The sequence below is a fragment of the Ponticoccus sp. (in: a-proteobacteria) genome, assembly GCF_048381735.1.
In genome coordinates this window covers 19,103-45,230 of the sequence record NZ_JBLXGL010000002.1, presented here as the reverse complement: position 1 = coordinate 45,230, position 26,128 = coordinate 19,103, and the positions used below count along the sequence as shown (strand labels likewise).

At 67.5% G+C, this 26,128-nt stretch carries 24 protein-coding genes and 1 pseudogene; 12 read left to right on the top strand and 13 right to left on the bottom strand.

Features of this window, described 5'->3' with window-relative positions; all coding sequences use genetic code 11:
- Positions 1-107 precede the first annotated feature (107 nt).
- The 5 genes from ACN5KJ_RS04595 to ACN5KJ_RS04575 all read right to left on the bottom strand — a co-directional run bounded on the left by ACN5KJ_RS04595 (position 108) and on the right by ACN5KJ_RS04575 (position 3,543).
- A complete protein-coding gene (locus ACN5KJ_RS04595) occupies positions 108-1,016 on the bottom strand; it encodes an ornithine cyclodeaminase family protein (protein WP_418592265.1) in 909 nt (302 codons plus the stop codon).
- A 328-nt stretch (positions 1,017-1,344) separates the two neighbouring features.
- The gene (locus ACN5KJ_RS04590; RefSeq protein ID WP_347166114.1) at positions 1,345-1,800 is read right to left on the bottom strand and encodes a YaiI/YqxD family protein; all 456 of its coding nucleotides are present in this window, start codon (positions 1,798-1,800) and stop codon (positions 1,345-1,347) included.
- Between the two features lie 3 nt (positions 1,801-1,803).
- Complete coding sequence (gene fghA, locus ACN5KJ_RS04585; RefSeq protein WP_418592264.1) at positions 1,804-2,634, bottom strand: S-formylglutathione hydrolase; 831 nt, start codon at positions 2,632-2,634, stop codon at positions 1,804-1,806.
- A 70-nt stretch (positions 2,635-2,704) separates the two neighbouring features.
- Positions 2,705-3,319 (bottom strand): TetR/AcrR family transcriptional regulator, encoded by a 615-nt coding sequence (locus ACN5KJ_RS04580; RefSeq protein WP_347166112.1) that lies wholly within the window; start codon positions 3,317-3,319, stop codon positions 2,705-2,707.
- Between the two features lie 62 nt (positions 3,320-3,381).
- Positions 3,382-3,543, bottom strand: a complete 162-nt coding sequence (locus tag ACN5KJ_RS04575; RefSeq protein WP_347166111.1) for a hypothetical protein — start codon at positions 3,541-3,543, stop codon at positions 3,382-3,384.
- Positions 3,544-3,713: 170 nt separating this feature from the next.
- On the opposite strand from ACN5KJ_RS04575, the gene mbfA reads away from it, so the two are divergent.
- The 5 genes from mbfA to ACN5KJ_RS04550 all read left to right on the top strand — a co-directional run bounded on the left by mbfA (position 3,714) and on the right by ACN5KJ_RS04550 (position 8,084).
- A complete protein-coding gene (mbfA, locus tag ACN5KJ_RS04570; RefSeq protein ID WP_418592263.1) occupies positions 3,714-4,685 on the top strand; it encodes an iron exporter MbfA in 972 nt (323 codons plus the stop codon).
- 163 nt (positions 4,686-4,848) lie between these two features.
- Positions 4,849-5,583, top strand: a complete 735-nt coding sequence (locus ACN5KJ_RS04565) for a dihydroxy-acid dehydratase (RefSeq protein WP_418592262.1) — start codon at positions 4,849-4,851, stop codon at positions 5,581-5,583.
- A 143-nt stretch (positions 5,584-5,726) separates the two neighbouring features.
- Entirely contained in the window at positions 5,727-6,497 is a 771-nt protein-coding gene (locus tag ACN5KJ_RS04560) for a DUF6478 family protein (RefSeq protein ID WP_347166108.1), read from the top strand.
- A 10-nt stretch (positions 6,498-6,507) separates the two neighbouring features.
- On the top strand, positions 6,508-6,885 hold the full coding sequence (locus ACN5KJ_RS04555) for a hypothetical protein (RefSeq protein WP_418592261.1): 378 nt from the start codon (positions 6,508-6,510) through the stop codon (positions 6,883-6,885).
- Positions 6,886-7,169: 284 nt separating this feature from the next.
- On the top strand, positions 7,170-8,084 hold the full coding sequence (locus tag ACN5KJ_RS04550; RefSeq protein WP_418592260.1) for a DMT family transporter: 915 nt from the start codon (positions 7,170-7,172) through the stop codon (positions 8,082-8,084).
- A gap of 185 nt (positions 8,085-8,269) precedes the next feature.
- Here the strand turns inward: ACN5KJ_RS04550 and ACN5KJ_RS04545 are convergent, their stop codons facing one another.
- The 6 genes and pseudogenes from ACN5KJ_RS04545 to ACN5KJ_RS04520 form a co-directional block, all read right to left on the bottom strand.
- Positions 8,270-9,589 carry an NAD(P)/FAD-dependent oxidoreductase gene (locus ACN5KJ_RS04545; protein ID WP_418592259.1) on the bottom strand — a complete coding sequence of 440 codons (1,320 nt, stop codon included), beginning with the start codon at positions 9,587-9,589 and terminating at the stop codon, positions 8,270-8,272.
- Between the two features lies 1 nt (position 9,590).
- Positions 9,591-10,409: an ABC transporter permease gene (locus ACN5KJ_RS04540; RefSeq protein ID WP_418592258.1), complete on the bottom strand. Its 819-nt coding sequence runs from the start codon at positions 10,407-10,409 to the stop codon at positions 9,591-9,593.
- A 79-nt stretch (positions 10,410-10,488) separates the two neighbouring features.
- Positions 10,489-11,379, bottom strand: coding sequence for an ABC transporter permease subunit (locus ACN5KJ_RS04535; protein ID WP_347166105.1), 891 nt, complete (start codon positions 11,377-11,379; stop codon positions 10,489-10,491).
- Between the two features lie 10 nt (positions 11,380-11,389).
- Positions 11,390-11,872 carry a TOBE domain-containing protein gene (locus ACN5KJ_RS04530; RefSeq protein ID WP_418592920.1) on the bottom strand — a complete coding sequence of 161 codons (483 nt, stop codon included), beginning with the start codon at positions 11,870-11,872 and terminating at the stop codon, positions 11,390-11,392.
- Positions 11,873-11,986: 114 nt separating this feature from the next.
- A pseudogene (locus tag ACN5KJ_RS04525) lies at positions 11,987-12,766 on the bottom strand (ABC transporter ATP-binding protein); the annotation flags it as partial.
- Positions 12,767-12,827: 61 nt separating this feature from the next.
- Complete coding sequence (locus tag ACN5KJ_RS04520; RefSeq protein WP_418592257.1) at positions 12,828-13,913, bottom strand: polyamine ABC transporter substrate-binding protein; 1,086 nt, start codon at positions 13,911-13,913, stop codon at positions 12,828-12,830.
- Positions 13,914-14,060: 147 nt separating this feature from the next.
- Here ACN5KJ_RS04520 and ACN5KJ_RS04515 point away from each other — a divergent pair, with 147 nt between their 5' ends.
- The 3 genes from ACN5KJ_RS04515 to ACN5KJ_RS04505 all read left to right on the top strand — a co-directional run bounded on the left by ACN5KJ_RS04515 (position 14,061) and on the right by ACN5KJ_RS04505 (position 17,066).
- Complete coding sequence (locus tag ACN5KJ_RS04515; RefSeq protein ID WP_418592256.1) at positions 14,061-14,723, top strand: GntR family transcriptional regulator; 663 nt, start codon at positions 14,061-14,063, stop codon at positions 14,721-14,723.
- A 183-nt stretch (positions 14,724-14,906) separates the two neighbouring features.
- Positions 14,907-16,301 carry an aspartate aminotransferase family protein gene (locus ACN5KJ_RS04510; protein WP_418592255.1) on the top strand — a complete coding sequence of 465 codons (1,395 nt, stop codon included), beginning with the start codon at positions 14,907-14,909 and terminating at the stop codon, positions 16,299-16,301.
- A gap of 102 nt (positions 16,302-16,403) precedes the next feature.
- Positions 16,404-17,066: an NYN domain-containing protein gene (locus ACN5KJ_RS04505; RefSeq protein WP_347166101.1), complete on the top strand. Its 663-nt coding sequence runs from the start codon at positions 16,404-16,406 to the stop codon at positions 17,064-17,066.
- A gap of 14 nt (positions 17,067-17,080) precedes the next feature.
- Here ACN5KJ_RS04505 and ACN5KJ_RS04500 read toward each other — a convergent pair whose 3' ends face one another.
- Both ACN5KJ_RS04500 and ACN5KJ_RS04495 read right to left on the bottom strand, forming a co-directional pair.
- Positions 17,081-17,455, bottom strand: coding sequence for a rhodanese-like domain-containing protein (locus ACN5KJ_RS04500; RefSeq protein WP_418592254.1), 375 nt, complete (start codon positions 17,453-17,455; stop codon positions 17,081-17,083).
- Between the two features lie 11 nt (positions 17,456-17,466).
- Positions 17,467-18,363 carry an MBL fold metallo-hydrolase gene (locus ACN5KJ_RS04495; protein WP_418592253.1) on the bottom strand — a complete coding sequence of 299 codons (897 nt, stop codon included), beginning with the start codon at positions 18,361-18,363 and terminating at the stop codon, positions 17,467-17,469.
- A 424-nt stretch (positions 18,364-18,787) separates the two neighbouring features.
- Here ACN5KJ_RS04495 and mutL point away from each other — a divergent pair, with 424 nt between their 5' ends.
- The 4 genes from mutL (at position 18,788) to aceF (ending at position 26,123) form a co-directional block, all read left to right on the top strand.
- Complete coding sequence (mutL, locus tag ACN5KJ_RS04490) at positions 18,788-20,644, top strand: DNA mismatch repair endonuclease MutL (protein ID WP_418592252.1); 1,857 nt, start codon at positions 18,788-18,790, stop codon at positions 20,642-20,644.
- On the top strand, positions 20,641-21,801 hold the full coding sequence (locus ACN5KJ_RS04485; protein WP_418592251.1) for a DNA recombination protein RmuC: 1,161 nt from the start codon (positions 20,641-20,643) through the stop codon (positions 21,799-21,801). Before mutL ends, ACN5KJ_RS04485 begins: the two co-directional genes overlap by 4 nt.
- Before the next feature lie 386 nt (positions 21,802-22,187).
- On the top strand, positions 22,188-24,845 hold the full coding sequence (gene aceE, locus ACN5KJ_RS04480; protein ID WP_418592250.1) for a pyruvate dehydrogenase (acetyl-transferring), homodimeric type: 2,658 nt from the start codon (positions 22,188-22,190) through the stop codon (positions 24,843-24,845).
- A gap of 21 nt (positions 24,846-24,866) precedes the next feature.
- On the top strand, positions 24,867-26,123 hold the full coding sequence (gene aceF / locus ACN5KJ_RS04475) for a dihydrolipoyllysine-residue acetyltransferase (RefSeq protein WP_418592249.1): 1,257 nt from the start codon (positions 24,867-24,869) through the stop codon (positions 26,121-26,123).
- Positions 26,124-26,128 lie beyond the last annotated feature (5 nt).

Genomic DNA, 26,128 nt, shown 5'->3' with positions numbered 1-26,128 from the left:
GGGATCAGGTGCGGCGGCTGTCAGCCCGGGCCGCCCAGGGTCAAAGGGTCTGACGGGCGTGGCTCCGGCCCCGCGGTTGCGCGGCAAAGGCCGCCCCTGCCCGGTGGTCAGCCTGCCCGCCATGTGTCGAGGATATGGCGGGCGGTCATCAGGTCCAGATGCGCGCCGCCGCCGTTCTTGCACAGCGTGATCTCGTCGTCGCTTTGCCGTTCGAAGCGGTCGAGGTCGTAGAAATCCGCGCGGATCGCGTCGCGGGTGATGGCGCCCGAGGCCAGCGGGATCTTCAGCTCGCCGATATGGTCCACCGTGGTGGCAAGGCTGTCGACAAAGAGCGTCGCGCGCTGGAGCGCGGTATCGTCGGCCTCACGCATATCGGGACGATAGGCGCCGATCAGGTCGATGTGCTGCCCCGGTTGCAGCCAGTCCCCCTTCAGCACGGGGTCCGTGGACATGGTGGCAGAGCCGATGATGTCGGCCCCGGCCACAGCCTCTTCGAGGTCTTCGGCCCATGCGATGCCGTGGCTTTCGGCAAAGGCGCGGGCCTTGTCCGGCGTGCGGTTCCAGACGGTAAAGCGCGCCTGCGGGAAGGCCGCGCCATAGGCGGCGATCAGCGAGGCGCCGACGGTGCCCGCGCCGACGATCAGGATCTCGCGGCTGTCGGGCCGGGCCAGCCGCCGCGCCGCCAGCAGGCTATCCCCGGCGGTCTTCCACTTGGTGACCAGGTGGAAATCGACCACCGCCACAAGCGCCCCGTCCGTATCGTCGAAAAGGTTCACCGCCCCGCCGACCATCGGCTTGCCCTCTGCGGGGTTGCCGGGAAAGACCGTCGCGGCCTTCACCGCCAGCCCCAGCCCGTCGATCCAGGCCGAGCGGTTCAGCAGCGTGTCCTTGCCGCGATAGAGAAAGACGTCGGCGATCTCTGCCCGGGGGCGGCGGTGGCCCTCTGCCAGGGCATCGGTCAGGGCCAGCCAGTCGAGCTGCTGTTCGCCTTCGTCGAAGGAGATGATCGTGGTCATGTGGTCTCGCTTTCCGTCAGAAGTCTGCCGTCCGTCGGCCATGCGGCCTGGCGCCCGGGTCCGGTAGACAGGGGGTTTTGCCTGCCGCGTGCCCCGGTGTCCCCGGCGCAGAACAGGGCGTTGCCCGGCAGGCCGGTTGCCTGCGGCGCAGGGGCAGGGGCCGCCGGGGGGGCCTTGGCCGCGCGCCCGTGCCCGGTGGGGAAGGCCCGGGCGATTGCGGACGGGCAGGGCGGGGCGCTGTCCCGTGTGCCGGTGCCAAGGTCGGGCAGCGCGTCGACCGGCCCGCGCGTGGCGCAGGGGGTGTGTGACAGCGGGCCCGGGCCCGGGGTCATTGCGCCGCCTTTGCCGCCTGTCGCACGGCGTTTTCCAGCGCGTTCAGAAAGCGGCTGCGGTCGGCCTTGGTGAAGCCCTTGCCGCCCCCCTGCCGGAACGGGTCGGCGGCGCGCAGGTCGGCCATCAGGTCGCGCATGGCCAGCTGCTGGCCGATGTTGCGCGCGTCCAGCACCGATCCGTCGTGCCGCAGCACCTGCGCGCCCGCCGCGACGCATTTCGCCGCCAGCGGCATGTCGGAGGTCACCACCACGTCGCCGGTCTTGGCGCGGTCGGCGATCCACATATCGGCCACATCCGGCCCGTCGGGCACGATCACCGTTTCGACCAGCGGATTGCGCGAGGGGCGCAGCCCGCCGTTCGACACCAGCTTCAGCGGCGTCTTGTGGCGGGTCGCGACCCGTTCGGCCTCTTCCTTCACCGGGCAGGCATCCGCGTCGACATAGACCACCATGGCTCAGCCCAGCAGAGCCTCGGCATGGAAGGCGACGTGCTCTTCCATGAAGGTCGAGATGAAGAAATACGAATGGTCATAGCCCTTCTGCATGCGGAAGGCGCCGTCCTGCCGCCGCTGCACCATGGCCTCGGCCAGGGTCTCGGGTTTCAGCAGGTCGAGGAACTGGTCCTCTGTCCCCTGATCGATCAGGACCGGGCCGTCAAAGCCCTTTTCCGCCATCAGCAGCGAGGAATCATGCGCCCGCCACGTCGTCTCGTCGGCGCCAAGGTAGGCCGCGAACTGCTTGCGGCCCCAGTCGCTGGCGGTCGGGTTGGCGATCGGCGCGAAGGCCGAGACGCTGGCAAAGCGGCCGGGCAGCGACATGGCAAGGGTCAATGCCCCGTGGCCGCCCATCGAGTGGCCGCAGATCGCCTGCCGGTCGAGGTCGACGGCAAACTGTTCACCCAGCAGCGCGGGCAGCTCTTCGGCGACGTAGTCCCACATGCGGAAATGCGGCTTCCACGGGTCCTGCGTGGCGTTGACGTAGAAGCCCGCGCCCTGCCCAAGGTCATAGGCATCGTCGTTGGCCACGCCTTCGCCGCGCGGCGAGGTGTCGGGGAAGACCAGCGCGATGCCATAATCCGCCGCCCAGGCCTGCGCGCCGGCCTTGGTCATGGCGTTCTCATGGGTGCAGGTCAGGCCCGAAAGATACCACAGCACCGGCACGGGCACATGGCGCGCCTCTTCCGGTAGGAACAGCCCGAAGGTCATCTCGCCCCCGGTGGCCTTCGAGGCATGGGAATAGACGCCCTGGACCCCGCCAAAGCACGCGTTTTCGGATATGGTCTGCATCGGTCCTCCGGGCGCGGCGTTCCGGGCCGCGCTGACTGGATTGGTTGTCACGGCGCGCAGGGCACCGGGTTCACGCGCCGTACCGTGCCATGAAGGTGTCGACGGCGCCATCCACAATCCGGGCGATTTCCGGCTTCGACGGCATGTCGCGCACGCCGAACAGCAGCTTGATCCAGATATCCGCCTTGCACAGCTCGGCGAACTGGTCGGCGGCCAGCTCGAGGTCGTCGATCCTGACCTCGCCGCGCTGCACCGCGGCCTCCAGATAGCCGACGAGCGCGCCATGCATCAGCTGCGGCCCGCTTTGGTAGAACTGGCGGCCCAGCTCGGGGAAACGGTCGGCCTCTGCCACGCAGATGCGGAAGATCCGCTGGCCCATCTCGGAATAGATGAAGGACAGGAAGTGATGCGCGGCCTTGGGCAGCACCTCGCGCGGGGGGCGGCTGAGGTCGATGGACAGCATCGCCTCGTCCGCCTGACGGCAGCACTGGCTGGAGGCGACTTCCATGAACAGCAGCCGCTTGTCCGGGAAATAGCTGTAAAGGGTGGCCTTGGATACGCCAGCCTCGCGCGCGATGTCGTCGACGCTGGCACCTTCAAAGCCGTCGCGCATGAAGACCTCACGCGCGCCGTCCAGTACCTGCTCGAACTTGCGCCCTTTGCGGACGACAGCCTCTGCGGTCATGCAGACCCTCCTTTGACCGGACCGACTATAAACCGTTCAGTTCAGACCGGGCAAGGAGCCCCTTACCGGCAAAGCGCGGTGTCGGTCGTTGTGCAGCCTTGGGTCGAAACGTCCGGATGTGCCACCGGTTCCGGGAAGGTCAGCTCGGGCAGGTTGATCGGGCTGGCGGTCGCGGCAAGCGGAAGGGCAAGCGCAAGGGCGGCGGCGGTAAGGATACGGGTCATTGTCTGTCTCCAATATAAACTGAACCGTTCTGTCCAGTTATCTAAACCGATCAGTTCAGAATGCAAGGGGGGCTGACGGATTGCCGCATTGCGGCAAAGGTCGGATATCCGGGCTTGCAGTTCCCGCCTCTCTCAGTAGGTTAGAATCATTCTAATCCGGGGCCCCAGCCATGTTTTCGATCTATCGCCGCCGCATCGACGACCTTTCCGAGCAGGAAATCCTCGCGCTCGCCATTTCCTCGGAAGAGGACGACGCGCGCATCTATCGCAGCTATGCCGCGCGCCTGCGCGACGACTACCCCGACACCGCGCGGGTCTTCGATGGCATGGCCGCCGAAGAGGACGGCCATCGCGGCCAGCTGATCGCCCTGCACCAGAAGCGCTTCGGCGAGGTGATCCCGCTGATCCGCCGCGAACATGTGGCGGGCTATTACGCGCGGCGCCCGGTCTGGCTGGTGGAAAACCTCTCGCTGGAGCGCATTCGCGAAGAGGCGCAGGCCATGGAGCAGGACGCCGAACGCTATTACCGCGAGGCGGCGAAGCGGGTGAGCGATGCGGGCACGCGCAAGCTGCTGGGCGATCTCGCCGCGGCAGAAGCGGGCCACGGGCACACGGCAGAGCGGCTGGCGGCCGAGCACCTCGGCCCCGACGCGCGAGAGGCCGAGGGCCGGGCCGAGAAGCGACAGTTCGTGCTGACATGGGTCCAGCCGGGGCTGGCGGGGCTGATGGACGGTTCCGTCTCGACGCTGGCGCCGATCTTCGCGACGGCCTTTGCCACGCAGGACACCTGGACCACCTTCCTGGTGGGGCTGGCCGCCTCTGTCGGCGCGGGCATCTCGATGGGCTTCACCGAAGCGGCCTCGGACGACGGGGCGCTGTCGGGTCGCGGCTCGCCGGTCAAGCGCGGCATCGCCTCGGGGGTGATGACGGCGGTGGGCGGGCTGGGCCATGCGCTGCCCTACCTGATCCCGCATTTCTGGACAGCCACCACGGTGGCGCTGATCGTCGTCTTCATAGAGCTTTGGGCGATTGCCTGGATCCAGAACCGCTTTATGGAAACGCCGTTCTGGCGGGCCACCTTCCAGGTCGTTCTGGGCGGCGCGCTGGTCTTTGCGGCGGGCGCGTTGATCGGCAGCGGATAGGGGCATCGCGGGGCACCTCGCAGGGGGCGGGCAGCCCCACGACCGCGCAGGGCTGCGGCGCTTGCCCGGTGCGGCGGGACTGGGTAATGGTTCAAAGGTCTTATCATCCGGTTCGGGAGGAGCCGTTGACCCTGTCCAGACCTGCCGCGCAGGGGCCAGCCGCATGAGGCCTGGCCGCTGCCTTCTTGTTCTTGGCCTGTTGTGGCTTGCGGGATGCGCGCCGGTCCCCGGTGCGGCCCCGACAGGGGCGGGCGGCAAGGGCCTGCTGTCCGGTGCCGTCGACAAGGCCGCGGCGCCGAAAGCGGCGAAACCGCTGCTGCGGCTGACATTGGCCGGGGGCGACGTGCCCGTGGTCCCGCCCGAGGGCTACTGCATCGATCCCAAGTCCCGCAGGGGCGGCGCGCAGCGGGGCTTTGCCGCCATCGCCTCTTGCCGCATTCTGACTGGCGGACAGGTGGGCGGCTATGTCGAGCCGGTGCTGATCACCGTCGCCGCCGGATCGCGCGGCACCGCGGAGGACCTGCCCTCGCCGGAGCTGCTGGCCAAGGCCCGCCGGGCGCCGCTGCTGTCCGGCAGCCGGACGCCGGATGCGGTCATTGCCCATCTCGGGCAGGGCGGCGCGGCGATCCTGCCCGGCGGCGACCCGAAGCACTGGCGCACCGTCTTCGTGCTGGACGACCGGCTTGTCGGGGCGGCGCTCTACGCGCCTGCGGGCAACCCCATGGCGGGACCGGAGGGGGCGGAGCTGCTGATGCGGCTGAAGGCCCGGATGGCTGCAGAGGTGGCGAAACCCGCGACGCCCAAGGCAGCGCCCGGGGCGGCCCCCAAGGCAGCACCCGGGGCGACAGCGCCTCAGCGCAGGAAACGTGGCCTCTTCGCCGGATTGACGCAGGGGTGAGCCCTTCACGGCGCGGAAAGACCCGGTTGCTATATCCGGCCCGTCCCGGCGCCTTGCACTTGTCGACGGTGCCGGGCATTTGCTTTAGTGGTTTCCGATATGGAAACAAATGACGGCTTGCCGGGAAACGGACGCGCGGGGCGATGACGAAGCAGCAGGGATGGATCGACCGGGCGGTCTTTGCCACGGGCCTCAGGCGCTGGACCCGCGCCGCGCGCGAGGCGCGCGAGGCCGACCTGCCCGTCCTGCGGCGCCAGCGCGCCCGCGCCCGCCGCCTGCGCAGCCAGCTCGACGCCCTGATCCATGTCGCGGAGGAACGGCTGGCGCTGCCGCTGATCGGCAATCAGGCCTTTCCCAGCCCGCCGGATTCGGACTGGGCCTGGCGCCCGGAACTGTGGTGCGGGCCGCTGCCGGTGGGCGGCATCTCTTCGGTGCCGTCGAACAGTTCGCTGGGCCGCGAGGCGACCCTGTTCCACGATTGCCAGCACTCTGAAATGACCCTGCGCCAGATCCGCAACCAGCGCGAGGCGGACCTTGCCGCCTACGGGTTGCGGCTGGACGTCTTCCGCTTCGACGGGTCCTACCTGTCGCTGGCCGTCGACCTGCCGGAGCACGTCGGCCACGGGCTGAAGCGCGACCACCTGATCCGGGTGCGGACCATCGTCGAAATGGAAAAGCCGCTGGAGATCTTCGCGCGGCTCAATATCAAGCACGGCCCCAATACCGAACAGATCGTGCGCGAGCTGCCGCTGGGCGCCGAGTCGGTCGAGGTGGAATTCGACCTCGCCTACACCCGGCTGAACGAAAAGCGGGTCGAGCGCCTGTGGCTCGACCTGATCTTCGAGGGGCCGGAGATGAACCAGGTGATCCTGCGCGACCTGACCTTCAGCCGCCGCAAGCGGGCCGCCTTGTGAGAGGGACGAGATGAGCGCCTATACACTGACCAAGACACGTTTCCTGGAAGGCGTGTGGGAGGGGCTGCTGGTGGCCTCGGAGGATGGCGCCCCCGCCCCCGAGATCGCGGTGACCCTGCACGACAAGCCCGTCGGCGGCGTCACGGTGACCGAAACCACAAGCGCCGGTCGCTGGGCGGTCGAGGTGCCGGTACCGGTGCAGGCGGTGGGGGACGGGGTGCAGACCTTCCTGATCACCGACGCCCGGGCAGGGGGGGTGCTGGACAGCTTCACCCTGATCGCCGGAGAGGCGCTGGCCGATGACATCCGCGCCGAAGTGGACCTGCTGCGGGCAGAGCTGGACATGCTCAAGCGCGCGTTCCGGCGGCATTGTCTGGACACCACCTGAGACGCGGCAGGCGGGCCGGTCGGGACCGCGCCGGACGGGCCGCCGGGGCCGCGTGACCGCGCAGCCATGCGCCCCTGTCGGCGCGATGCCGGGACAGGGCGAATGGTCGGGCGCCCCGCTGGTCCGATTGCGCAGACCCCCGATCCGTGCCGCCAGGCCGATGCCCTGTTTCGCAAGCCGCAGGGACAGCCCCGGCGCCACCCGGTACGGCGCCGCCCCCATCCCGCCCCATTGACCCCGGCGCCCCGCGGCGTAGTCTGCGCCCAGTCACCGCAGGAGCCGCCATGAATCCGACGCGCGCGATCGCGCTGAAACTGACCTCGGTTGTGCTGTTCACCATCATGGCCTCGCTGATCAAGGCGACCGCCGATGTGGTGCCGACCGGCGAAGCGGTGTTTTTCCGCAGCTTCTTCGCGATGCCGGTGATCGTGGGATGGCTGTGGATGCGCGGCGACCTCAGCACCGGGCTGAAGGCAAAGTCCTGGATCGGCCACAGCTGGCGCGGGCTGCTGGGGGTCTCGGCCATGGGCTGCAACTTCGCCGCCCTTGGCCTGCTGCCCCTGCCCGAGGTCACGGCCATCGGCTTTGCCGCGCCGATGCTGACGGTCTTTGCCGCCGCGGTGCTGCTGGGCGAGCGCCTGCGCCTGTTCCGCACCGCCTGCGTGCTGCTGGGGCTTGTCGGCGTCATGGTGGTGCTGTGGCCGCGCCTGTCGCTGGACAGCCTCGAAGGGGCGGCGCTGTTCGGCGTGATGCTGGTGCTGGCCTCGGCGGCCCTGCGGGCGCTGGTGCAGGTGCAGATCCGGCGCATGATCCAGGTCGAGGAAACCTCTGCCATCGTCTTCTATTTCTCGCTGACGGCGACGCTGTTCTCGCTGCTCACGCTGCCCTTCGGCTGGGTCTGGCCGGCGCCATGGGCACTGGCCATGCTGGTGGCCTCGGGGCTGATTGGCGGGGTGGCGCAGATCTTCCTGACCTCGGCCTACCGCTTTGCCGGGGCATCGGTGGTGGCGCCCTTCGACTATGCCTCGATCCTCTTCGCCATCGTCTTCGGCTGGGTCTTCTTCGCCGAGGTGCCGACGCCCATGGTGATCCTGGGCTCTTCGATCGTGGTCGCGGCGGGCGGCCTGATCATCTGGCGCGAACGCCAGCTGGGCCTGCGGCGCGGGCAGGCGCGTTCCAACATGACGCCGCATGGCTGAGGCGCCCGGGCTTGGTGGGCCGCAGTGGGGCTGCCCCCCAAGCCCTGGGGCCTGACGGGAAGCGGGGCTGCGGCGGGCCGGTCCCGCAACGGCGGTTGGTGTGACAGATGCGCGACACGACCGGTCCGCGACCGCCAGGGGCGTGGCGGGGTTTCCTTGTTTCAAAGGGGGCAGCGGGGCGGGGCCTAGAGGTCCAGCGCCTCCGCCGCGACATAGGCCGGTCGCAGCAGCGAGCGGCGGAAGCGGCCCAGCGGGAAGCGCCCGGGCGGCTGGCTGAGGAAGGCGGGGCAGTCTGCCGGGGGCTCGCCCCGGACCATGGCGGCGACGCTGGCGCCCGCATGGGTGCCCATGGCAACCCCATTGCCGTGAAAGCCCATGGCGGCAAACAGGCCGGGGGCCTCGGGCACGGCACCGACGAAGGGGGTCAGGCTGCGCATCAGGCAGACCAGCCCGTCCCATTCATGGGTGATCTCCACGTCGCGCCAGGCGGGAAACAGGCGGTGAAAATGCTGGCGGATGCGGCGGCTGAGGCTGGCGCGCTCGCGCCGGGTGGCCCGCAGCCCGCCGCGCATGCCAAAGAGAAAGCGGCCCTCGGGCAGCATGCGGAAGTAGTGCAGCAGGACGCGTGAATCGTAAGCCATGCGGTCGCTTGTCCAGCCCTGCGCGGCGCGCTCGCCGTCGGTCAGCGGGCGGGTGACGATGACGCTGGACTGCGCGGGAAGGTAGCGCCCGGCCAGCCAGTCCGGCAGGTCCTCGGAGGAATAGCCGTTGGTGGCAAGGATCACCCGCCGGGCGGTTATGCGCCCCGTGGGCGTGGTCAGGTGCCAGCGCCCGGCTTGCGGCGTGAGGGCCGTCACCGGGCTGTCCGAGTGCAGCCTGGCCCCGGCGGCGCGGGCCGCCACCGCCAGCCCGGCGTGATACTTGCGCGGGTTCAGGGCAAAGCCGAGCGGCAGGTGCAGGGCGCCGTGCCAGGTGCCGCCCAGCCCGTGGTCCGCAAGGGCCCCGGGCGGGATCAACAGGGGCGTGACGCCATAGGCCCTTGCCAGATCCGGCATCTCTGCCCGCAGGGCCGCAAAGGCGCGGGGCTTGTGGGCCAGCAGGACTTCCCCGTCCGAATGGGTATCGGCGTCGATCCCGAAGCGGTCGATCAGGGCGCGGGCGCGGGCGACGGCGGCCTTCTCGGTCCCGGCCCAGGCCCGCGCGGCGCCGGAGCCGAAGCGGCGCTCGATGACGGCAGGCGAGGCCTTGGCGCCGCCGAGGCAGCAGAAGCCGCCATTGCGGCCCGAGGCGCCGTAGCCGGGATGTTCGGCCTCCAGCACCGTCACGGCGGTGCCGGCTTCGGCCAGATGCAGCGCGGCGGAGAGGCCGGTGAAGCCGCCGCCGATCACCGCGACCTCGGTGCCGGCATCGCCCTCGGGGCGGCCCCAGTCGGCGGCGGGCAGGGTCTCGGCCCAGTAGCAGGCGCCCTGCGGCCCGTAGGCCGCCGGTTCGTAGAGGCGCCGCATGTCAGCTGGTCCGGACGGCGGCCTGTTCCTCGCGCGCGCGCTGGACGGCGCTGCGCTTGGAAATCAGCGAGGCGGTGATCACGCCGACCGTGACGATACCGATCATGATGGTCGACAGCGCGTTGATCTCGGGGCTGACCCCAAGGCGGACGGCGGAGAAGACCTTGATCGGCAGGGTCGTGGCGCCGGGGCCGGTGGTGAAGGAAGCGATCACGAGGTCATCGAGCGACAGCGTGAAGGCCAGCAGCCAGCCCGAGATCACCGCGGGCGCGATGATCGGCAGGGTCACGAGGCGGAAACTGTCGAAGGGCGAGGCGCCGAGATCCAGCGCCGCCTCTTCCAGCGACATGTCGAAGCTGGCAAGCCGCGAGGAGACCACCACCGAGACGTAGCACATGGCGAAGGTGGTATGGGCAAGCACGACCGTCAGCACGCCGCGATCCAGCCCGATGCCGATGAACAGAAGCAGCAGCGACAGGCCGGTGATGACCTCGGGCATGACGAGCGGGGCGTAGATCATGCCGGAAAACAGCGTGCGCCCCGGGAAACGGCCCGCGCGGATCAGCACATAGGCCGCCATGGTGCCCAGCACCGTGGCCAGCGTCGAGGAAAAGAAGGCGACGCGCAGGGTGACCCAGGCCGCGTCGAGGAATTCCTCGTTGCGCAGGAGTTCCCCGTACCACTTGGTCGAGAAGCCCGCCCAGACGGTGACAAGGCGGGAGGCGTTGAAGGAATAGACGACCAGCAGCACCATGGGCAGGTAGAGGAAGGCGAAGCCCAGCGTCAGCGAGGTTGTGTTGAACCACGAAAAGCGTCTCATGCGCGGCCTCCGTCGCAGGGGGCTCTGCCCCCGCCCTGCGGGCTCCCCCGGGATATTTCGGGACAGAAGAAACGCGGGATCATTGGTCGGCCTCCCGGGCCTTTTCCTCGGAGCGCTGGAACAGGACGATCGGGACGATCAGGATCAGCAGCAGGATCACCGCCACGGCGCTGGCGACGGGCCAGTCGCGGTTGGAGAAGAACTCCTCCCAGAGGACCTTGCCGATCATCAGCGTGTCGGAGCCGCCCAGAAGCGAGGGGATGACGAATTCGCCGAGCGCTGGGATGAAGACGAGGAAGCAGCCCGCGATGATGCCGCCCCGCGACAGCGGCACGGTCACCAGCCAGAAGGCGGCGAGGCGCGAGCAGCCGAGATCTTCGGCGGCCTCGAGCAGGCTGGAGTCGAGCTTTTCCAGCGCCGCGTAGATCGGCAGGATCATGAAGGGCAGGTAGGTGTAGACGATGCCGATGTAGACGGCGGTATTGGTGTTCAGGATGGTCAGCGGCGCGTCGATGATCCCGAGGCCCAGCAGCAGCTGGTTCAGCGTGCCGTCGGTCGAGAGGATCCCCATCCACGAATAGACGCGGATCAGGAAGGAGGTCCAGAATGGCAGGATCACCAGCATCAGGAGCGTCGGGCGCCATTCCGGCGCCGCGCGGGCCATGCCGTAGGCCATGGGGTAGCCCACAGCGAGGGTCAGCAGGGTCGAGATCAGCGCAATCTTGAGCGAGGAAAGATAGGCCTTCCAGTAGAGGTCATCGGTGGCGAGGAAGGTGAAGTTCTCGAAGTCGAGCCCGGCAAAGAAGGTTGCGATGCCCTGCCACCCGGCGGAAAGGTCGAGTTGCGGCATGTAGGGCGGGCGCGCGAGGGCCACGTCCGACAGCGAGATCTTCAGCACGATCAGGAAGGGCACGAGGAAGAGCGCCAGCAGCCAGAGATAGGGCAGGGCGATGAGGGTGAGGCGGCGCATCACTGTGGCCTCACTCTTCCAGGACCACGCCGGCGGTGGCGGTGAAGCCGACCCAGATCCGGTCTTCCCAGGTGATGTGGCGCCGTGCGATGCGCGTGGCATTGACCATCTGCGCCTTGACCATCGTGCCGCCCGCGATCTCGACATGGTAGGTCGAGACATTGCCGAGGTAGCCGATGTCGATGACCTTGCCTTCCAGCGTGTTGGCGCGGTCGGGGCGCTCCCGAGCGATGGTCAGCTTTTCCGGGCGCAGCGCCAGCACGACCGGCTTGCCGTCCAGCGCGGGGTCGCCATTGGTGGAAATCAGCGGCGGCTGGCCCTCGGCCCAGTGGATCTCTATCCCGCCGGTGGCGATGCCGGGATCGGTGGCGGGCGGCGCGGCCCTGGCGCTTTCCTCGGCGCTGGGCGGCGGAAGCTGGCGGGGCTGGTCGGCCAGGGCCTCGCGCTTGCCGAGGATCGGCTGCAGCAGCGTATCGTGCAGCCATGCGCCCATGGCGTTGGGCTGGGCGCGGGGTGTGTCGGGCTGCGGCGCGGGCGCCGTGGCTGCCGGGGGCACGGGGTCCGGCGGGGGGGCGGGCGCGTGGCCGGGTTCGGGCGCCGTCGGGCGGGCCTTCGCGGTGCCGCGGATCAGGTTCACGTCGCCGATGAAATCCGCCACGTAGACCGAATTTGGCGCCTCGTAGATCTCGGCGGGGGTGGCGACCTGCACGATGCGCCCCTCGTCCATGACGGCCACGCGGGAGGCGACGGTCATCGCCTCTTCCTGATCGTGGGTCACGATGATGAAGGTCGTGCCGGTCTTTTCCTGGATGTCCATCAGCTCGAACTGGGTCTCTTCGCGCAGCTTCTTGTCGAGCGCGCCCAGGGGTTCATCCAGAAGCAGCAGCTTCGGCGCCTTGGCGAGCGAGCGCGCCAGCGCCACGCGCTGCCGCTGGCCGCCCGAGATCTGGTGCGGCTTGCGCTTGGCGAAGCGGTCCAGCCGGGTCAGGCGCAGCATCTCTGTCACGCGGGCGTCGATCGTCTCTTTGTCCTTGCCCTCGCGGCGCAGGCCAAAGGCGATATTGTCGTAGACCGACAGATGCGGGAACAGCGCGTAGCTCTGGAACATCATGTTCACCGCGCGCCGGTTCGGCGGGACGTGGCCGATGTCCTGCCCGTTCAGCAGGATCTGGCCCTCTGTCGGTTCCTCGAAGCCCGCGAGCATCCGCATCATCGTCGTCTTGCCGCAGCCCGAGGGGCCGAGCAGGGCGAAGAATTCGCGTTCGTAGATGTCCTGCGTGAGGTTGTCGATTGCGGTGAAGTCGCCGAAGCGCTTGGTGACATTCCGGAACTGGATCAGCGGCTTGGCATCCGGGTCGGTCCAGGGGGCAAAGACGGTGTCGGCCATGGGGTCTTTCGCTGGAAGGAAGGACCCGCGCGCCGTGGGGCGCACGGGCCGGGAAGGGGCGTCAGGTGCCGGACTTGATCCTTGTCCAGAGGCGCGTCAGGTTGCGCTGCTCGCGCGGCGGGAAGGGCGTGACGGTGTAAAGCGTCTCGAGCGCCGCCTCGTTGGGGTAGATCGCGGTGTCGCCGATCACGTCCTCGACCAGGAAGTCCTGCGAGGCCTTGTTGCCGTTGGCGTAGTAGACGTAGTTCGACGCCGCGGCCATGTTCTCGGGGTCCATGATGAAGTTCAGGAAGGTATGCGCGGCGTCCGGGTTCGGCGCGTCGACCGGGATGGCCATCTGGTCGAACCACATCAGCGCGCCTTCGACCGGCGCGTTATAGGCGATCTCGACGCCGTTGCCGGCCTCGGCGGCGCGGTCGCGGGCCTGCAGGATGTCACCGGACCAGCCGAAGGCCACGCAGATGTCGCCGTTGGCCAGAGCGTTGATGTATTCGGACGAGTGGAACTTCTGGACATGGGGGCGGATCGCCATCAGCACCTCTTCGGCCTTGGCCAGCGCCTCTTCGTCCTTGCCGTCCGGATCGGCGCCCGCGTAGGTCAGGGCCGCCGGGATGATCTCTGTCGGCGCGTCCAGCATGTGGATGCCGCAGGCGGCCAGCTTTTCCGCATTCGCCGGGTCGAAGATCAGCGCCAGGCTGTCGATGGGCGCATCCTCGCCCAGCACGTCCTGCACCTTGGCCAGGTTCACCCCAAGGCCGGTGGTGCCCCACATGTAGTTGATGGAATATTCGTTGCCGGGATCGTAGGTCGCCGTCCGCTTGGAGATCACGTCCCACATGTTGCCTGCGTTCGGCAGCTTTTCCATATCCAGCGGCTGGAAGGCGCCCAGGGCGATCTGGCGTTGCAGGAAGGTGCCGGTGGGCACCACCACGTCGTAGCCGGAGCCGCCGGCGAGCATCTTCGTTTCCAGCACCTCGTTCGAATCGAAGACGTCGTAGATCAGGTCGATCCCGGTCTCTTCCTCGAACTTGGTCAGCAGGTCTTCGTCGATGTAGTCGGACCAGTTGTAGACACGCACTTCCTCTGCCCCGGCCACAGAGGCCAGCAGGGCGAGGGCGGCAGTTGCCGTCGTCAGGGTCTTGGTCATTGCGTTCTCCCGTTGGTGGCGGGGTCTTTGGCGCCCCGTCCCCGGATTTGATCATAAGTTGCGTAAGCTGGCAACTTCGGCGATGTTTCCACGGGTGACGAACCGGCGCAAGAGCGCGGCGCGCAGGGGCGCTGAAGCGAGAGGCAGATGGCGGAAAAAGCGACAGAGACAGCGGGGCGGGCAGGCCCCCCGGCGCATGAGCGGGTCTATCGCGACCTGCGCGAGATGATCCTGTTCGGGGCGCTCATGCCCGGCGAGGCGGTGACCATCCAGGGCCTGGTGGAACGCACCGGCGCGGGCATGACCCCGGTGCGCGAGGCGCTGCGCCGATTGACCGCCGAGGGCGCGCTGCGGGCGTTGGGCAACCGCCGCATCGCGGTGCCGGTGCTGGACCGCGCCGCGGTCGAGGAGCTGACCGAGGCGCGTCTGGCGCTGGAGCCGCGGGTCGCGGCGCGGGCGGCGCTGCGGGCCGGGCCGGGGGATGTCGCGGCGCTGACGGCGATAGACGCGCGGCTCGACTCCGCCATCGCGCGGGGCGACATCGAGGCCTACCTGCGCGAGAACCACGCCTTTCACGCCCGCATGAACGCGGCGGCCGGGGCGCCGATCCTGACGGCGATGATCGAAACGCTGTGGCTGCGGTTCGGGCCCTCGTTGCGGACGGTCTGCGGGCAGTTCGGGACGCGGCAGTTGCGGGACATGCACAAGGATCTGATCGCGGCGCTGGCGGCGCGGGATGCCGGGGCCGCGGCGGCGGCGCTGGAGGGGGATGTGCGGCAGGGGATGGACCTGATCGCGGCGGCGCTCTGACCCCGGGGCGGCGTCCCTCTGTACTGCGGACACTCGGCCCGCCCGCCCCGGCGATCCCCCTTGCGGCAGCCTGCGGGGCAGGGCGGCGAAACCGGGCCGCGGGGAAGCGCCGAAAACGGTGATTCGATTGACAGTGCAGAATTTGATCATATTCTGCGCGCCAAACCCGCAAAGGAGTGCCCGATGACCCTTTTGACCGCCAATTCCCCGACCGCAGAGCTTCAGGCGCTGGATGCGGCGCACCATATGCATCCCTTCACCCACGGGCAGGAGCTGGGCGCCAAGGGCGCCCGGGTGATCACCCGGGCCGAGGGCTGCTGGCTGACCGACAGCGACGGCAACCGCATCCTCGACGCCATGGCGGGCCTGTGGTGCGTGAACGTGGGCTATGGCCGCAAGGAACTGGCCGAGGTGGCGGCGCGGCAGATGCAGGAACTGCCCTTCTACAACACCTTCTTCCAGACCACCCATGTGCCCGCCCTGAACCTTGCCGCCAAGCTGGCGGAACTGGCGCCGGGCGACCTGAACCACGTCTTCTTCGCCGGCTCCGGGTCGGAAGCCAATGACACCAACCTGCGGATGGTGCGCACCTACTGGGCCGAGAAGGGGCAGCCGCAGCGCGACGTGATCATCTCGCGCTGGAATGCCTATCACGGGTCTTCGGTCGGCTCGGGCAGCCTTGGCGGGATGAAGGGCATCCACATGCAGGGCGGCCTGCCGATCCCCGGCGTCCACCACATCGACCAGCCGAACTGGTGGTCCGAAGGCGGCTACAGCACCCCCGAGGCCTTTGGCCTCGAACGGGCGCAGGCGCTGGAGGCGGCGATCCTGGAAATCGGGCCCGACCGCGTCGCGGCCTTCATCGCGGAACCGGTGCAGGGCGCGGGCGGCGTCATCGTCCCGCCGGAAACCTACTGGCCCGAGGTGCAGAAGATCGTCGACAAATACGGCATCCTGCTGATCGCCGACGAGGTGATCTGCGGCTTTGGCCGGACCGGCGAATGGTTCGGCTCGCAGACCATGGGCATCCGCCCCGACATCATGACCGTCGCCAAGGGCCTGTCGTCGGGCTACATCCCGATCGGCGGCTCGATCGTCTCGGACGAGGTGGCCAGCGTCATCGGCAACACAGAGTTCAACCACGGCTATACCTACTCGGGGCACCCGGTCGCCTGCGCGGTCGCGCTGGAGAACCTGCGCATCATCGAGGAAGAAAAGCTGGTGGAGAAGGTCCGCGACGACACCGGCGTCTACCTGCGCGAACGCTTCGAATCGCTGACCGATCACCCGATGGTGGGCGAGGCGAAGATCGTTGGCATGATGGGGTCCATCGCCCTGACCCCGCAGAAGGAAACCCGCGCGCCCTTCAAGGCCGAGGCCGGGACGGTCGGCTTCAAGGTGCGCGAGCGCTGCTTCGCCAACAACCTGATCATGCGCCATGTGGGCGACCGGATGATCATCTCTCCGCCGCTGGTGATCTCGCGCGAGGAAATCGACACGCTGATCGAGCGGGCCTGGCAGAGCCTCGACGAGGGCTATGCCGCGGTGAAGGCGGAAGGCCTGTTCGAACCGGCCTGAAGACGGCGCCACAATTTCGGCGCGATTGCCTGTCAGGGTTGAAACACGCGGCGCCTCCGGTCCTTCCGGGAGCGCCGTCTTGAATGGATCGGGACGGATTGGATGACTCGGATTGCGGTACTGGTAGACGGGGACAACCTGTCTGCCGACTATGCCGACCACATATTGAAACTGGCAACTGTGCATGGACGGATCGACGTTGCGCAGGTTTATCTGAACGCGGCACGACCTTCTGACTGGCTGTCGGCCCCCGGCTATCGCGCGGTACACGCGGGCACCGGCAAGAATGCCAGCGACCTGCTGCTTGGGCTCGATGCGTTGGAACTGGCGCTTTCCTGCGGCATCGAGGGGTTCGTGATCGCCAGTTCGGACGGGGACTTCGTACACCTCGCGCAGCGGCTGCGGTATCACGGTCACAGCGTCCACGGTATCGGCCAGACAAAAGCGCCGATGGGCTTCCGCAGGGCCTGCAGCACCTTCGCAGTCCTCCCGCCGCTCTTGACGACGAAGGCCGGCGCGGACGCGATCACCGAGGTGGACCGCAACGCCCGAGCCCTGATCCAGCGTAACAGCCGGGGCGGGCAGGGCATGCGTATGGCAGACTTCGGCGTGCAGATGAGCAGGGAATTCGGGGCGCGGGTCAGCCAGATGCCGGAACGGACATGGCGCGCCTACCTGTCTGCCCGCCCGGCACTATACAGCGTCGGACCGAAAGGACCCGACGCCATGGTGCGCTTCCTTCCGGAAGGCTTCGCCCTGCAATAGCAAGGCCCCGGGTCTCAGGTCACCCGATGCGGGGCGCCGGTGGCCATGTTGGTGCCGATGTAGGGCTTCTTGGCGCCCTTCCACGCGCCAAAGCCGCCCTCCAGATGCGCGACGCGGGCCATGCCCGCCTCGATGGCCGCGCGGGCGACCTTTTCCGACCGCACGCCAGAGCCGCAGTGGAAGACGATGCGCTTCTCGGACTGGCCGGGCAGGGCGTCGGCCTTGAAGAAGGCCATGGGCATCAGAAGCGCGCCCTCGATATGTTCGAACATGTATTCCTGCGGGGTGCGGACGTCGATGACGACGATCTCGCCCCTGGCGAAGGCCTCGGCCACCTCGTCGACGGTCCAGGTTTCGAGGATGGATTGTCCGACTTCTTCGGTCTTCATGGCTGTCTCCTTCAGAAGCTGTTCGCGGGGATCTTGAAGTAACTTGTGCCGTCGTCTTCCGGCGGCGGCAGCTGTCCGGCCCTCAGGTTGACCTGAAGCGCGTGCAGCATCCGGTCGGGCAGGGTCAGCGTGGCGTCCCGTTTGTCGCGCAGGGCACAATAGTCGGCGCGCGAGATGCCGCCGCCGAGGTGCTTGTTGTGCGCGCGGTGTTCGGCCACCGTGGCTTCCCACGCCGGATCGCTGCGGTCGCCGACGGGCGGGTAATCGTGGCCGACGAAGAGGCGCGTGTCGTCGGGCAGGGTCAGGATCGCCATGAGCGAATCGTACAGCTCGGAGGACGAGCCGCCGGGAAAATCCGCCCGCGTGGTGCCGCTGTCCACATGCATGAAGGTGTCGTGCACGAAGGCCGCGTCGCCCATGACATAGGTCACCGATCCCAGCGTATGGCCCGGCGACAGCATCACGCGGACCTCGATGTCGCCCAGCATGAAGGTTTCGCCGTCCGCGAACAGGCGGTCGAAATCCGCCTCGACGTCGAAGGCCTTGGGCAGGTTGTAGATGCCGCGCCACAGCCCGGCGATCTCGCGGGTTTTCTCGCCGATGCCATTGGGGGCGCCGGTCTGCCGTTTCAGCCAGTGCGAGGCCATCATGTGATCGGCATGGGGGTGCGTGTCGAGCACCCAGGCCACCGTCAGCCCCCGGTCGCGCACGAAGGCCAGAACCTCTTCGGCGCTGTCGGTGCGGGTGCGGGCGCTTTGCGGGTCGAAGTCGAGCACCGTGTCGATCAGCGCCGCCTTGCCGGTCTTCGGGTCGGCGGCGACATACATGATGGACCCGGTGTCCTTGTCGTAGAACCCGGTGACTTCAGGAGATCCTGCGCCGGTCGCGGCGCTGGTGCGGGTGAACATGACGTACTCCGGTCCGTTTCGCATTCTCTGTATTGAATGTGAAGCAGGGATTTTGGTTCCCTGCAATGCGAAATTCCGGTTTGTCGTCGGCGGCGCGCGCCGTTGCTCAGCTGTGGCCGACCGCGTCCCGCTTCCGGGGCGCGGCGGGTCTGTTCGGCTCAGGCGCGGTGGCGTACCGCGGATACCGGCCGGAACCAGGTCTTTGCGAAATCCTCGCCATACATGGCGGAAATGCACTCGTAGGTTATGCGCGGAACCAGCATCGTTCCCTCCTTTGTTTTGCGCTAACAGAATTATTAACGCAGGAAAGTGTCCGAGGGTATAAGACTTTTGTTCAAATCTTGCGTCATGCTGCGGATTGCGCCGAAACATTCCGTGACGCGACCCGTTCCAGAATCAAGAGGCCCCTGCTAGGTCTTGTGGAATGAATAACCATAGCCCCAATATGCGCCCGGAAATCCGGCAGTTGGACGAGGCGGCGATCAACCGGATCGCGGCGGGCGAGGTTGTGGAACGGCCCGCCTCTGCCGTCAAGGAGCTGGTCGAGAACGCCATCGACGCCGGGGCCCGGCGCATCACCATAGAGATCGCGGACGGCGGCAAGACCCTGATCCGGGTCACCGACGACGGCTGCGGGATGACCGGACAGGACCTGCCGCTGGCGCTGTCGCGCCATGCGACCTCGAAGATCGACGGGTCGGACCTGCTGAACATTCACAGCTTCGGTTTCCGGGGTGAGGCGCTGCCCTCGCTGGGGGCCGTGGGCCGGCTGACGCTGCAAAGCCGCGCCGAGGGGCACGAGGCCGCGTCCCTGTCCGTCGAGGGCGGGCATCTGGGTGCGGTGAAGCCCTGCGCCCTGAACGGCGGCACGGTCGTCACGCTGCGCGACCTGTTCTTTGCCACCCCCGCGCGGCTGAAATTCCTGCGCAGCGACCGGGCCGAGATGCAGGCGATTTCCGACATCGTGAAGCGGCTGGCCATGGCAGAGCCCTCGGTCGGGTTCACCCTGAAAGACGTCTCTGGCGGGGCGGATCGCGTGACCTTCCGGGTCGATCCCGAAACCGGCGACCTTTTCGACGCGCTGCGCGGGCGGCTGTCGCGAATCATGGGCACCGAGTTCACGGAAAACGCCCTGCCCATCGACGCGGAGCGCGAAGCCGTGCGGCTGACCGGCTACGCGGCGCTGCCGACCTATTCGCGCGGATCGGCGGTGGCGCAGTATCTCTTCGTCAACGGGCGCCCGGTGCGGGACAAGATGCTGATCGGCGCGCTGCGCGGCGCCTATCAGGACTTCCTGTCGCGCGACCGCCACCCCGCCGTGGCGCTTTTCGTGGATTGCGAGCCGCACCGGGTCGACGTCAACGTGCATCCGGCCAAGTCCGAGGTCCGCTTTCGCGAGCCGGGCGTTGTGCGCGGGTTGATCGTCTCCGGCCTGCGGCACGCGCTGGCAGAGGCCGGGCACCGCGCCTCGACCACCGTGGCCGGCGCGACGCTGGGCGCCATGCGCCCCGAGGCCCCGGCAGAGCCGCGCGTCTACCAAATGGACCGCCCCGCGCCGGGCCGCTGGTCGCCGCCCGTGCCGCCCTCTGCCGCCGCGCGAGAGGCGGCCTTTGCCGCGCAGGCCCCCGGCTTTGCCGAGATGCAGGCCGACTGGTCCGCCCGCGTGGTCGAGCCGGAGCCGGAAGAGGCCCCGCCCACGGCCCTGCCGCTGGGCGCCGCGCGCGGGCAGGTGCATGAGAATTACATCATCGCCCAGACCGCCGACGGCATGGTGATCGTCGATCAGCACGCCGCGCACGAGCGGCTGGTCTACGAGAAGCTGAAGCGCCAGATGGCCGAGAACGGCGTCGCCGCGCAGGCCCTGCTGATCCCCGAGATCGTGGAACTGTCATCCGACGACGCGGGCCGCCTGCTGGCCGTGGCCGAGGATCTGGGGCGCATGGGCTTCACGCTGGAACCCTTCGGCGCGGGGGCGGTGGCGGTGCGCGAAACGCCCGCGATCCTGGGCGAGGTCAATGCGCAGGCGCTGATCCGCGACATCCTCGACGAGCTTGACGACACAGGGGAAACGGCGCTGGTGCAGGAGCGGCTGGAGGCGATCCTCAGCCGCGTCGCCTGCCACGGCTCGATCCGCTCGGGCCGCCGGATGCGCGCCGAAGAGATGAACGCGCTTCTGCGCGAGATGGAGGCGACACCGCATTCCGGCCAGTGCAACCACGGGCGTCCGACCTATGTGGAACTGAAGCTGGCGGATATCGAGCGGCTGTTCGGGCGCACATGATCCGGCTGGGCACCTTCGAGGTTTCTCTGGAAGATCCCCTGACGCTGGCGGCGCTTGGCCTGGCCCTGCTTGTCCTGTTCCTGCTTTGGCGCGCAGCGCGGGCGGCGTCGCGCTCTGCCCGGATGATCGAGGCGTTGACGCAGCAGACCGGCACCATGGCGCATCGGGTGCAACGGCTGTCCGACGGGCAAGAGCGGTTGGCGGGCGGGTTGCACCACGTCTCCGAGGGGCAGGCCAGCAGCCAGACCGCCATGCTGCAACTGATGGAACAGCGGCTGGCCGAGGTGCAGGAGCGTATGTCCGAAAGCCTGCACGGCACATCCAGGCGCACCGCCCATTCGCTGGGCGAGCTGCGCGAGCGGTTGCAGGTGATCGACAAGGCGCAGGCCAATATCACCAAGCTGTCGGGCGACGTGCTGTCGCTTCAGGACATCCTGTCGAACAAGCAGACGCGGGGCGCCTTCGGTGAAATCCAGCTGAACGACATCGTCGCCAAGGCGCTGCCCTCGGACAGCTATACGCTGCAGGGCACGCTGTCGAACGGGCGGCGGGCGGATTGCCTTATTCACCTGCCGCAGCCCCCGGGCCCCATCGCCATCGACGCCAAGTTCCCGCTGGAAGGCTATGAGGCGCTGCGCAGGGCCGACAGCGACGAGCGCCGCCAGCGCGCGGCGCAGGGGTTCCGGCTGGCGGTGCGCAAGCATCTGCGCGACATCGCCGAACGCTATATCATCGAGGGCGAGACGGCGGATGGCGCGCTGATGTTCCTGCCCTCCGAGGCGGTCTATGCGGAACTGCACGCGCATTTCCCCGAAGTCGTGCGCGAGGGCTTCAACCTGCGGGTCTGGATCGTCTCGCCGACAACCTGCATGGCCACGCTGAACACCATGCGCGCGATCCTCAAGGACGCGCGGATGCACGAGCAGGCGGGTGCGATCCGCAAGGAGCTGCACCTGCTGTCCGAGGACGTGGACCGGCTTTCGACCCGCGTCGGCAACCTCGACCGGCATTTCGGGCAGGCTTCGCGCGATCTGGAGGAAATCCGCATCAGCGCCGACAAGGCGGGAAAGCGGGCGCGGCGGCTGGACAACTTCGATTTCGAGGATCTGGCGCCCGAGACGCGGAGTGTCTTGCCCGCGACGGCACCCGGAGAGTAGCCCGCGCGACCCGGGGGGAGACAGCGCGCCAGTCTCTGCTACCATGACAGACAGAATCACGCAGCCGGATCGTGGCAAGCTGTTCGAATCCCGAGGGGTTTCCCGACGGGATTGGCGGCTGTAGCCACGGCAAGAGCGAAACAATCTTGCGTGGGATGCCATTGGGAGGTGGTAATGTTTAAGGTTGAACTATTGCCATGCGTCTGACGCATGGAGGCTATGCGCGACACCGGCTGCCGCTGCGACAGGCTGGCTGCTAGGACAGGATCCAGCAATGATCGGTCTGGGGAGGCGCGCTGGTCAGCTGACTCCTCCCGATTCCACAAAAAGTATGGTTTAAGGCTAAACCATAAATTGCGCAGAATGCGCGAAAGGGAAGAGGACACATGAAAGACACCCCTCAGGACATCGACCCGACCGAAAGCCAGGAATGGCAGGAGGCCATCGAGGACGTCATCATGCGCGACGGTCCGGACCGGGCGCATTTCCTGCTGGACAAGGCGGTGCAACAGGCGCGCGCGGCGGGCGCGATGCTGCCCTTCTCGGCCACCACGCCCTACCAGAACACGATCTCGCCCGATGACGAGGTCGAGGTCCCCGGCGACACCGAGATGGAATGGCGCATCCGCACCATCAACCGCTGGAACGCCATGGCCACGGTGGTCAAGCGCAACAAGGAAAGCAGCGAATACGGCGGCCACATCGCCTCTTTCGCCTCGTCCGCCGCGCTCTACGACATCGGTCTCAACCATTTCTGGCGGTCCAAGTCGGCGATCCACGGCGGCGACCTGGTGTTTTTCCAGGGCCACGTGATCCCCGGCATCTACGCCCGGTCCTTCATGGAAGGCCGCCTGACCGAAGAGCAGATGCTGAACTTCCGCTCCGAGGTCGCGGGCGAGGGGCTGTCGTCCTACCCGCACCCCTGGCTGATGCCGGATTACTGGCAGTTCCCGACCGTCTCGATGGGCCTTGGCCCGCTGATGGCGATCTATCAGGCGCGGTTCATGAAGTACCTCGAGAACCGGGGCCTGATCGAAAAGCAGGACCGCAAGGTCTGGGCCTTCCTCGGCGACGGCGAGATGGACGAGCCCGAAAGCCTTGGCGCCATCCACCTTGCGGCGCGCGAGGGTCTCGACAACTTGATCTTCGTGGTCAACTGCAACCTGCAACGCCTCGACGGCCCGGTGCGCGGCAACTCGAAGATCGTGCAGGAGCTCGAAGGCAACTTCCGCGGTTCCGGCTGGGACGTGATCAAGCTGCTGTGGGGCCGGGGCTGGGATGAACTGCTGGAGCAGGACACCAGCGGCAAGCTGCGCCAGCTGATGGATGAAACCATCGACGGCGACTACCAGACCTTCAAGTCGAAGGACGGTGCCTATATCCGCAAGCATTTCTTCGGCAAGTACCCCGAGACCGCCGAGCTGGTGAAGGACTGGACCGACGACCAGATCTGGGCGCTGCGCCGGGGCGGTCACGATCCCAAGAAGGTCTACAACGCCTTCCTGCGCGCGACCAAGGCCAAGGGTCAGCCCACCGTCCTTCTGGTCAAGACCGTCAAGGGCTACGGCATGGGCACCGCCGGTGAGGGGCAGAACACCACCCACCAGCAGAAGAAGATGCAGCTGGACCAGCTGAAGGCGATGCGCGACCGCTTCAAGATCCCCGTCACCGACGAGGAACTGGAAAAGGACATCCCCTTCGTCACGCTGAACAACGCGCAAAAGGCCTATATGGCCGAGCGGCGCAAGGAGCTGGGCGGCGCCTTCCCCAAGCGGGAAACGGAATCGCCGAAGCTGGAGATCCCGCCGCTGGAGACCTTCAAGAAAGAGCTTCAGTCCTCGGGTGAGCGGGAATTCTCGACCACCATGGCCTTCGTGCGCATCCTGACGACGCTGCTGCGCGACAAGAAGATCGGCAAGAACGTTGTGCCGATCGTGCCGGACGAAAGCCGCACCTTCGGGATGGAGGGGCTGTTCCGCTCTGTCGGCATCTACAATCCGAAGGGGCAGCTTTATACCCCCGAGGACCGCGAGCAGATGTCCTACTACAAGGAATCGGCGGACGGGCAGGTGCTGCAGGAAGGCATCAACGAGGCCGGCGCCATGGCCGACTGGATCGCGGCGGCAACCGCGTATTCCAACCACGGCGTGCCGATGATCCCCTTCTACATCTACTACTCGATGTTCGGCTTCCAGCGGATCGGCGACCTGGCCTGGGCCGCAGGCGACAGCCGCGCGCGCGGCTTCATGCTGGGCGGCACGGCGGGGCGGACCACGCTAAACGGCGAGGGCCTGCAGCACGAGGACGGCCACAGCCACATCCTTGCCGGCACCATCCCGAACTGCATCACCTATGACCCGACCTTCAGCTACGAGGTCGCGGTGATCGTGCAGAACGGCATGAAGCGGATGTATCAGGATCAGGAAGACGTCTTCTTCTACCTGACCCTGATGAACGAGAACTATCACCACCCGGAAATGCCGATGGGCGCCGAAGAGGGGATCCTGAAGGGCCTCTACCGCATGTCCAAGGTGGCGAAGCCGGGCAAGAAGCACGTCAACCTGATGGGCTCGGGCACGATCCTCGTTCAGGCGCTGCAGGCGGCCGAGATGCTGAAGGAAGACTTCGGCGTCACCTCGGACATCTGGTCGGCGACCTCGTTCAACGAGTTGGCGCGCGACTACCAGGATTGCGAACGGCACAACCGCCTCAATCCTTTCGCCGAAGAGCGGGTGCCCTACATCACCCAGACCCTGACCAATGTGTCCGGGCCGATCATCGTCGCCACCGACTACATGAAGAACTACGCCGAGCAGGTGCGCGGCGCGGTCAAGCAACGCTTCACGGTGCTGGGCACGGATGGCTTTGGCCGCTCGGACAGCCGCGTGAACCTGCGCCGCTTCTTCGAGGTGGACGCAAACCACATCGCGGCGGCGGCGATGGTCGACCTGTTCCGCGAGGGCGCCGTCTCCGAGAAGGACCTGCAGGCGGCCCTGAAGAAATACGACATCGACGGCGGCAAGCCGAACCCGCGGCTGAGCTGATCGGGACTGGAGGAAGAATACATGAGCACAGAAGTCAAAGTCCCCGATATCGGCGATTTCAACGAGGTTCCGGTGGTGACCGTTCTGGTCAGCGTCGGTGACACGATTGCCGAAGAAGACCCGATCGTCGAACTGGAGAGCGACAAGGCCACGATGGAGGTTCCCTCCTCCGCCGCCGGTGTCGTGAAGGAAATCAGGGTCGCCGAGGGTGACAAGGTCTCCGAAGGCTCGGTCATCCTGATTGTCGAGGGCGACGGCGCGGGTGCCGCGAAGGAAGAGAAGAAAGAGGAACCCAAGGCCGAGGCGCCGAAGGAAGAGCCCAAGCCCGCCAAGCAGGAAAGCTCTGCCGCGCCGGTCACGGATGCGGGGTTCTCCAAGGTGCATGCCTCGCCGTCGGTCCGGGCCTTTGCCCGCCGGGTCGAGGTCGATCTGAACCGCGTCAACGGCTCAGGACGCAAGGGCCGCATCCTGCGCGAGGATGTCGAGAAGGCACTGAAATCCGCCGCTCCGGCTGCCGCAGGCGCGCCCGCGCAGGGCGGCATGGGCATCCCGCCGATCCCCGCTGTGGACTTCTCGAAGTTCGGCCCGGTGGAAGAGGTCGAGATGTCCCGGATCAAGAAGATCTCGGGCCCCGCGCTGCACCGGTCGTGGCTGAACATCCCGCATGTGACGCATAACGACGAGGCCGATATCACCGACCTCGACAAGTACCGCAAGGAAATGGACACGATGGCCAAGGAAGACGGCTATCGCGTGACCCTGCTGTCCTTCGTCATCAAGGCCAGCGTCTCGGCGCTGAAACAGCATTGGGAGTTCAACTCGTCCATCCATCCCGACGGCGACAAGCTGATCAAGAAGGACTTCTACAACATCGGTTTCGCGGCGGACACGCCGAACGGCCTGATGGTCCCGGTGATCAAGGACGCCGACCGCAAGGGGCTGGTCGATATCTCGAAAGAGCTGATGACCCTGTCCAAGGCCGCCCGCGAGGGCGAGCTGAAGTCCAAGGACATGCAGGGCGCAACCTTCACGATCTCGTCTCTGGGCGGCATCGGCGGCACGTCCTTCACGCCAATCGTGAACGCGCCCGAGGTGGCGATCCTTGGCCTGACCCGGTCGAAGATGCAGCCGGTCTGGAACGGCGAGGAGTTCGTGCCGCGCCTGATGCAGCCGCTGTCCCTGTCCTACGACCACCGTGCCGTGGACGGCGCCCTGGCCGCACGCTTCGTCGTGACGCTCAGGACGCTGCTCGGCGACATGCGCAAGCTGATGTGGTGAGGTGA

What these genes read in the sequence shown, in the direction of transcription:
- ACN5KJ_RS04530 (WP_418592920.1), bottom strand. Translation starts at nt 11,872, where the DNA reads ATGGGCGCATGGCTGCACGATACGCTGCTGCAGCCGATCCTCGGCAAG.
- ACN5KJ_RS04575 (WP_347166111.1), bottom strand. Translation starts at nt 3,543, where the DNA reads ATGACCCGTATCCTTACCGCCGCCGCCCTTGCGCTTGCCCTTCCGCTT.
- ACN5KJ_RS04560 (WP_347166108.1), top strand. Translation starts at nt 5,727, where the DNA reads ATGACGAAGCAGCAGGGATGGATCGACCGGGCGGTCTTTGCCACGGGC.
- ACN5KJ_RS04550 (WP_418592260.1), top strand. Translation starts at nt 7,170, where the DNA reads ATGAATCCGACGCGCGCGATCGCGCTGAAACTGACCTCGGTTGTGCTG.
- ACN5KJ_RS04535 (WP_347166105.1), bottom strand. Translation starts at nt 11,379, where the DNA reads ATGCGCCGCCTCACCCTCATCGCCCTGCCCTATCTCTGGCTGCTGGCG.
- aceE (WP_418592250.1), top strand. Translation starts at nt 22,188, where the DNA reads ATGAAAGACACCCCTCAGGACATCGACCCGACCGAAAGCCAGGAATGG.
- ACN5KJ_RS04580 (WP_347166112.1), bottom strand. Translation starts at nt 3,319, where the DNA reads ATGACCGCAGAGGCTGTCGTCCGCAAAGGGCGCAAGTTCGAGCAGGTA.
- ACN5KJ_RS04545 (WP_418592259.1), bottom strand. Translation starts at nt 9,589, where the DNA reads ATGCGGCGCCTCTACGAACCGGCGGCCTACGGGCCGCAGGGCGCCTGC.
- ACN5KJ_RS04555 (WP_418592261.1), top strand. Translation starts at nt 6,508, where the DNA reads ATGAGCGCCTATACACTGACCAAGACACGTTTCCTGGAAGGCGTGTGG.
- ACN5KJ_RS04485 (WP_418592251.1), top strand. Translation starts at nt 20,641, where the DNA reads ATGATCCGGCTGGGCACCTTCGAGGTTTCTCTGGAAGATCCCCTGACG.
- ACN5KJ_RS04500 (WP_418592254.1), bottom strand. Translation starts at nt 17,455, where the DNA reads ATGAAGACCGAAGAAGTCGGACAATCCATCCTCGAAACCTGGACCGTC.
- ACN5KJ_RS04520 (WP_418592257.1), bottom strand. Translation starts at nt 13,913, where the DNA reads ATGACCAAGACCCTGACGACGGCAACTGCCGCCCTCGCCCTGCTGGCC.
- ACN5KJ_RS04595 (WP_418592265.1), bottom strand. Translation starts at nt 1,016, where the DNA reads ATGACCACGATCATCTCCTTCGACGAAGGCGAACAGCAGCTCGACTGG.
- fghA (WP_418592264.1), bottom strand. Translation starts at nt 2,634, where the DNA reads ATGCAGACCATATCCGAAAACGCGTGCTTTGGCGGGGTCCAGGGCGTC.
- ACN5KJ_RS04540 (WP_418592258.1), bottom strand. Translation starts at nt 10,409, where the DNA reads ATGAGACGCTTTTCGTGGTTCAACACAACCTCGCTGACGCTGGGCTTC.
- ACN5KJ_RS04515 (WP_418592256.1), top strand. Translation starts at nt 14,061, where the DNA reads ATGGCGGAAAAAGCGACAGAGACAGCGGGGCGGGCAGGCCCCCCGGCG.
- mbfA (WP_418592263.1), top strand. Translation starts at nt 3,714, where the DNA reads ATGTTTTCGATCTATCGCCGCCGCATCGACGACCTTTCCGAGCAGGAA.
- aceF (WP_418592249.1), top strand. Translation starts at nt 24,867, where the DNA reads ATGAGCACAGAAGTCAAAGTCCCCGATATCGGCGATTTCAACGAGGTT.
- ACN5KJ_RS04495 (WP_418592253.1), bottom strand. Translation starts at nt 18,363, where the DNA reads ATGTTCACCCGCACCAGCGCCGCGACCGGCGCAGGATCTCCTGAAGTC.
- ACN5KJ_RS04505 (WP_347166101.1), top strand. Translation starts at nt 16,404, where the DNA reads ATGACTCGGATTGCGGTACTGGTAGACGGGGACAACCTGTCTGCCGAC.
- ACN5KJ_RS04590 (WP_347166114.1), bottom strand. Translation starts at nt 1,800, where the DNA reads ATGGTGGTCTATGTCGACGCGGATGCCTGCCCGGTGAAGGAAGAGGCC.
- mutL (WP_418592252.1), top strand. Translation starts at nt 18,788, where the DNA reads ATGAATAACCATAGCCCCAATATGCGCCCGGAAATCCGGCAGTTGGAC.
- ACN5KJ_RS04565 (WP_418592262.1), top strand. Translation starts at nt 4,849, where the DNA reads ATGAGGCCTGGCCGCTGCCTTCTTGTTCTTGGCCTGTTGTGGCTTGCG.
- ACN5KJ_RS04510 (WP_418592255.1), top strand. Translation starts at nt 14,907, where the DNA reads ATGACCCTTTTGACCGCCAATTCCCCGACCGCAGAGCTTCAGGCGCTG.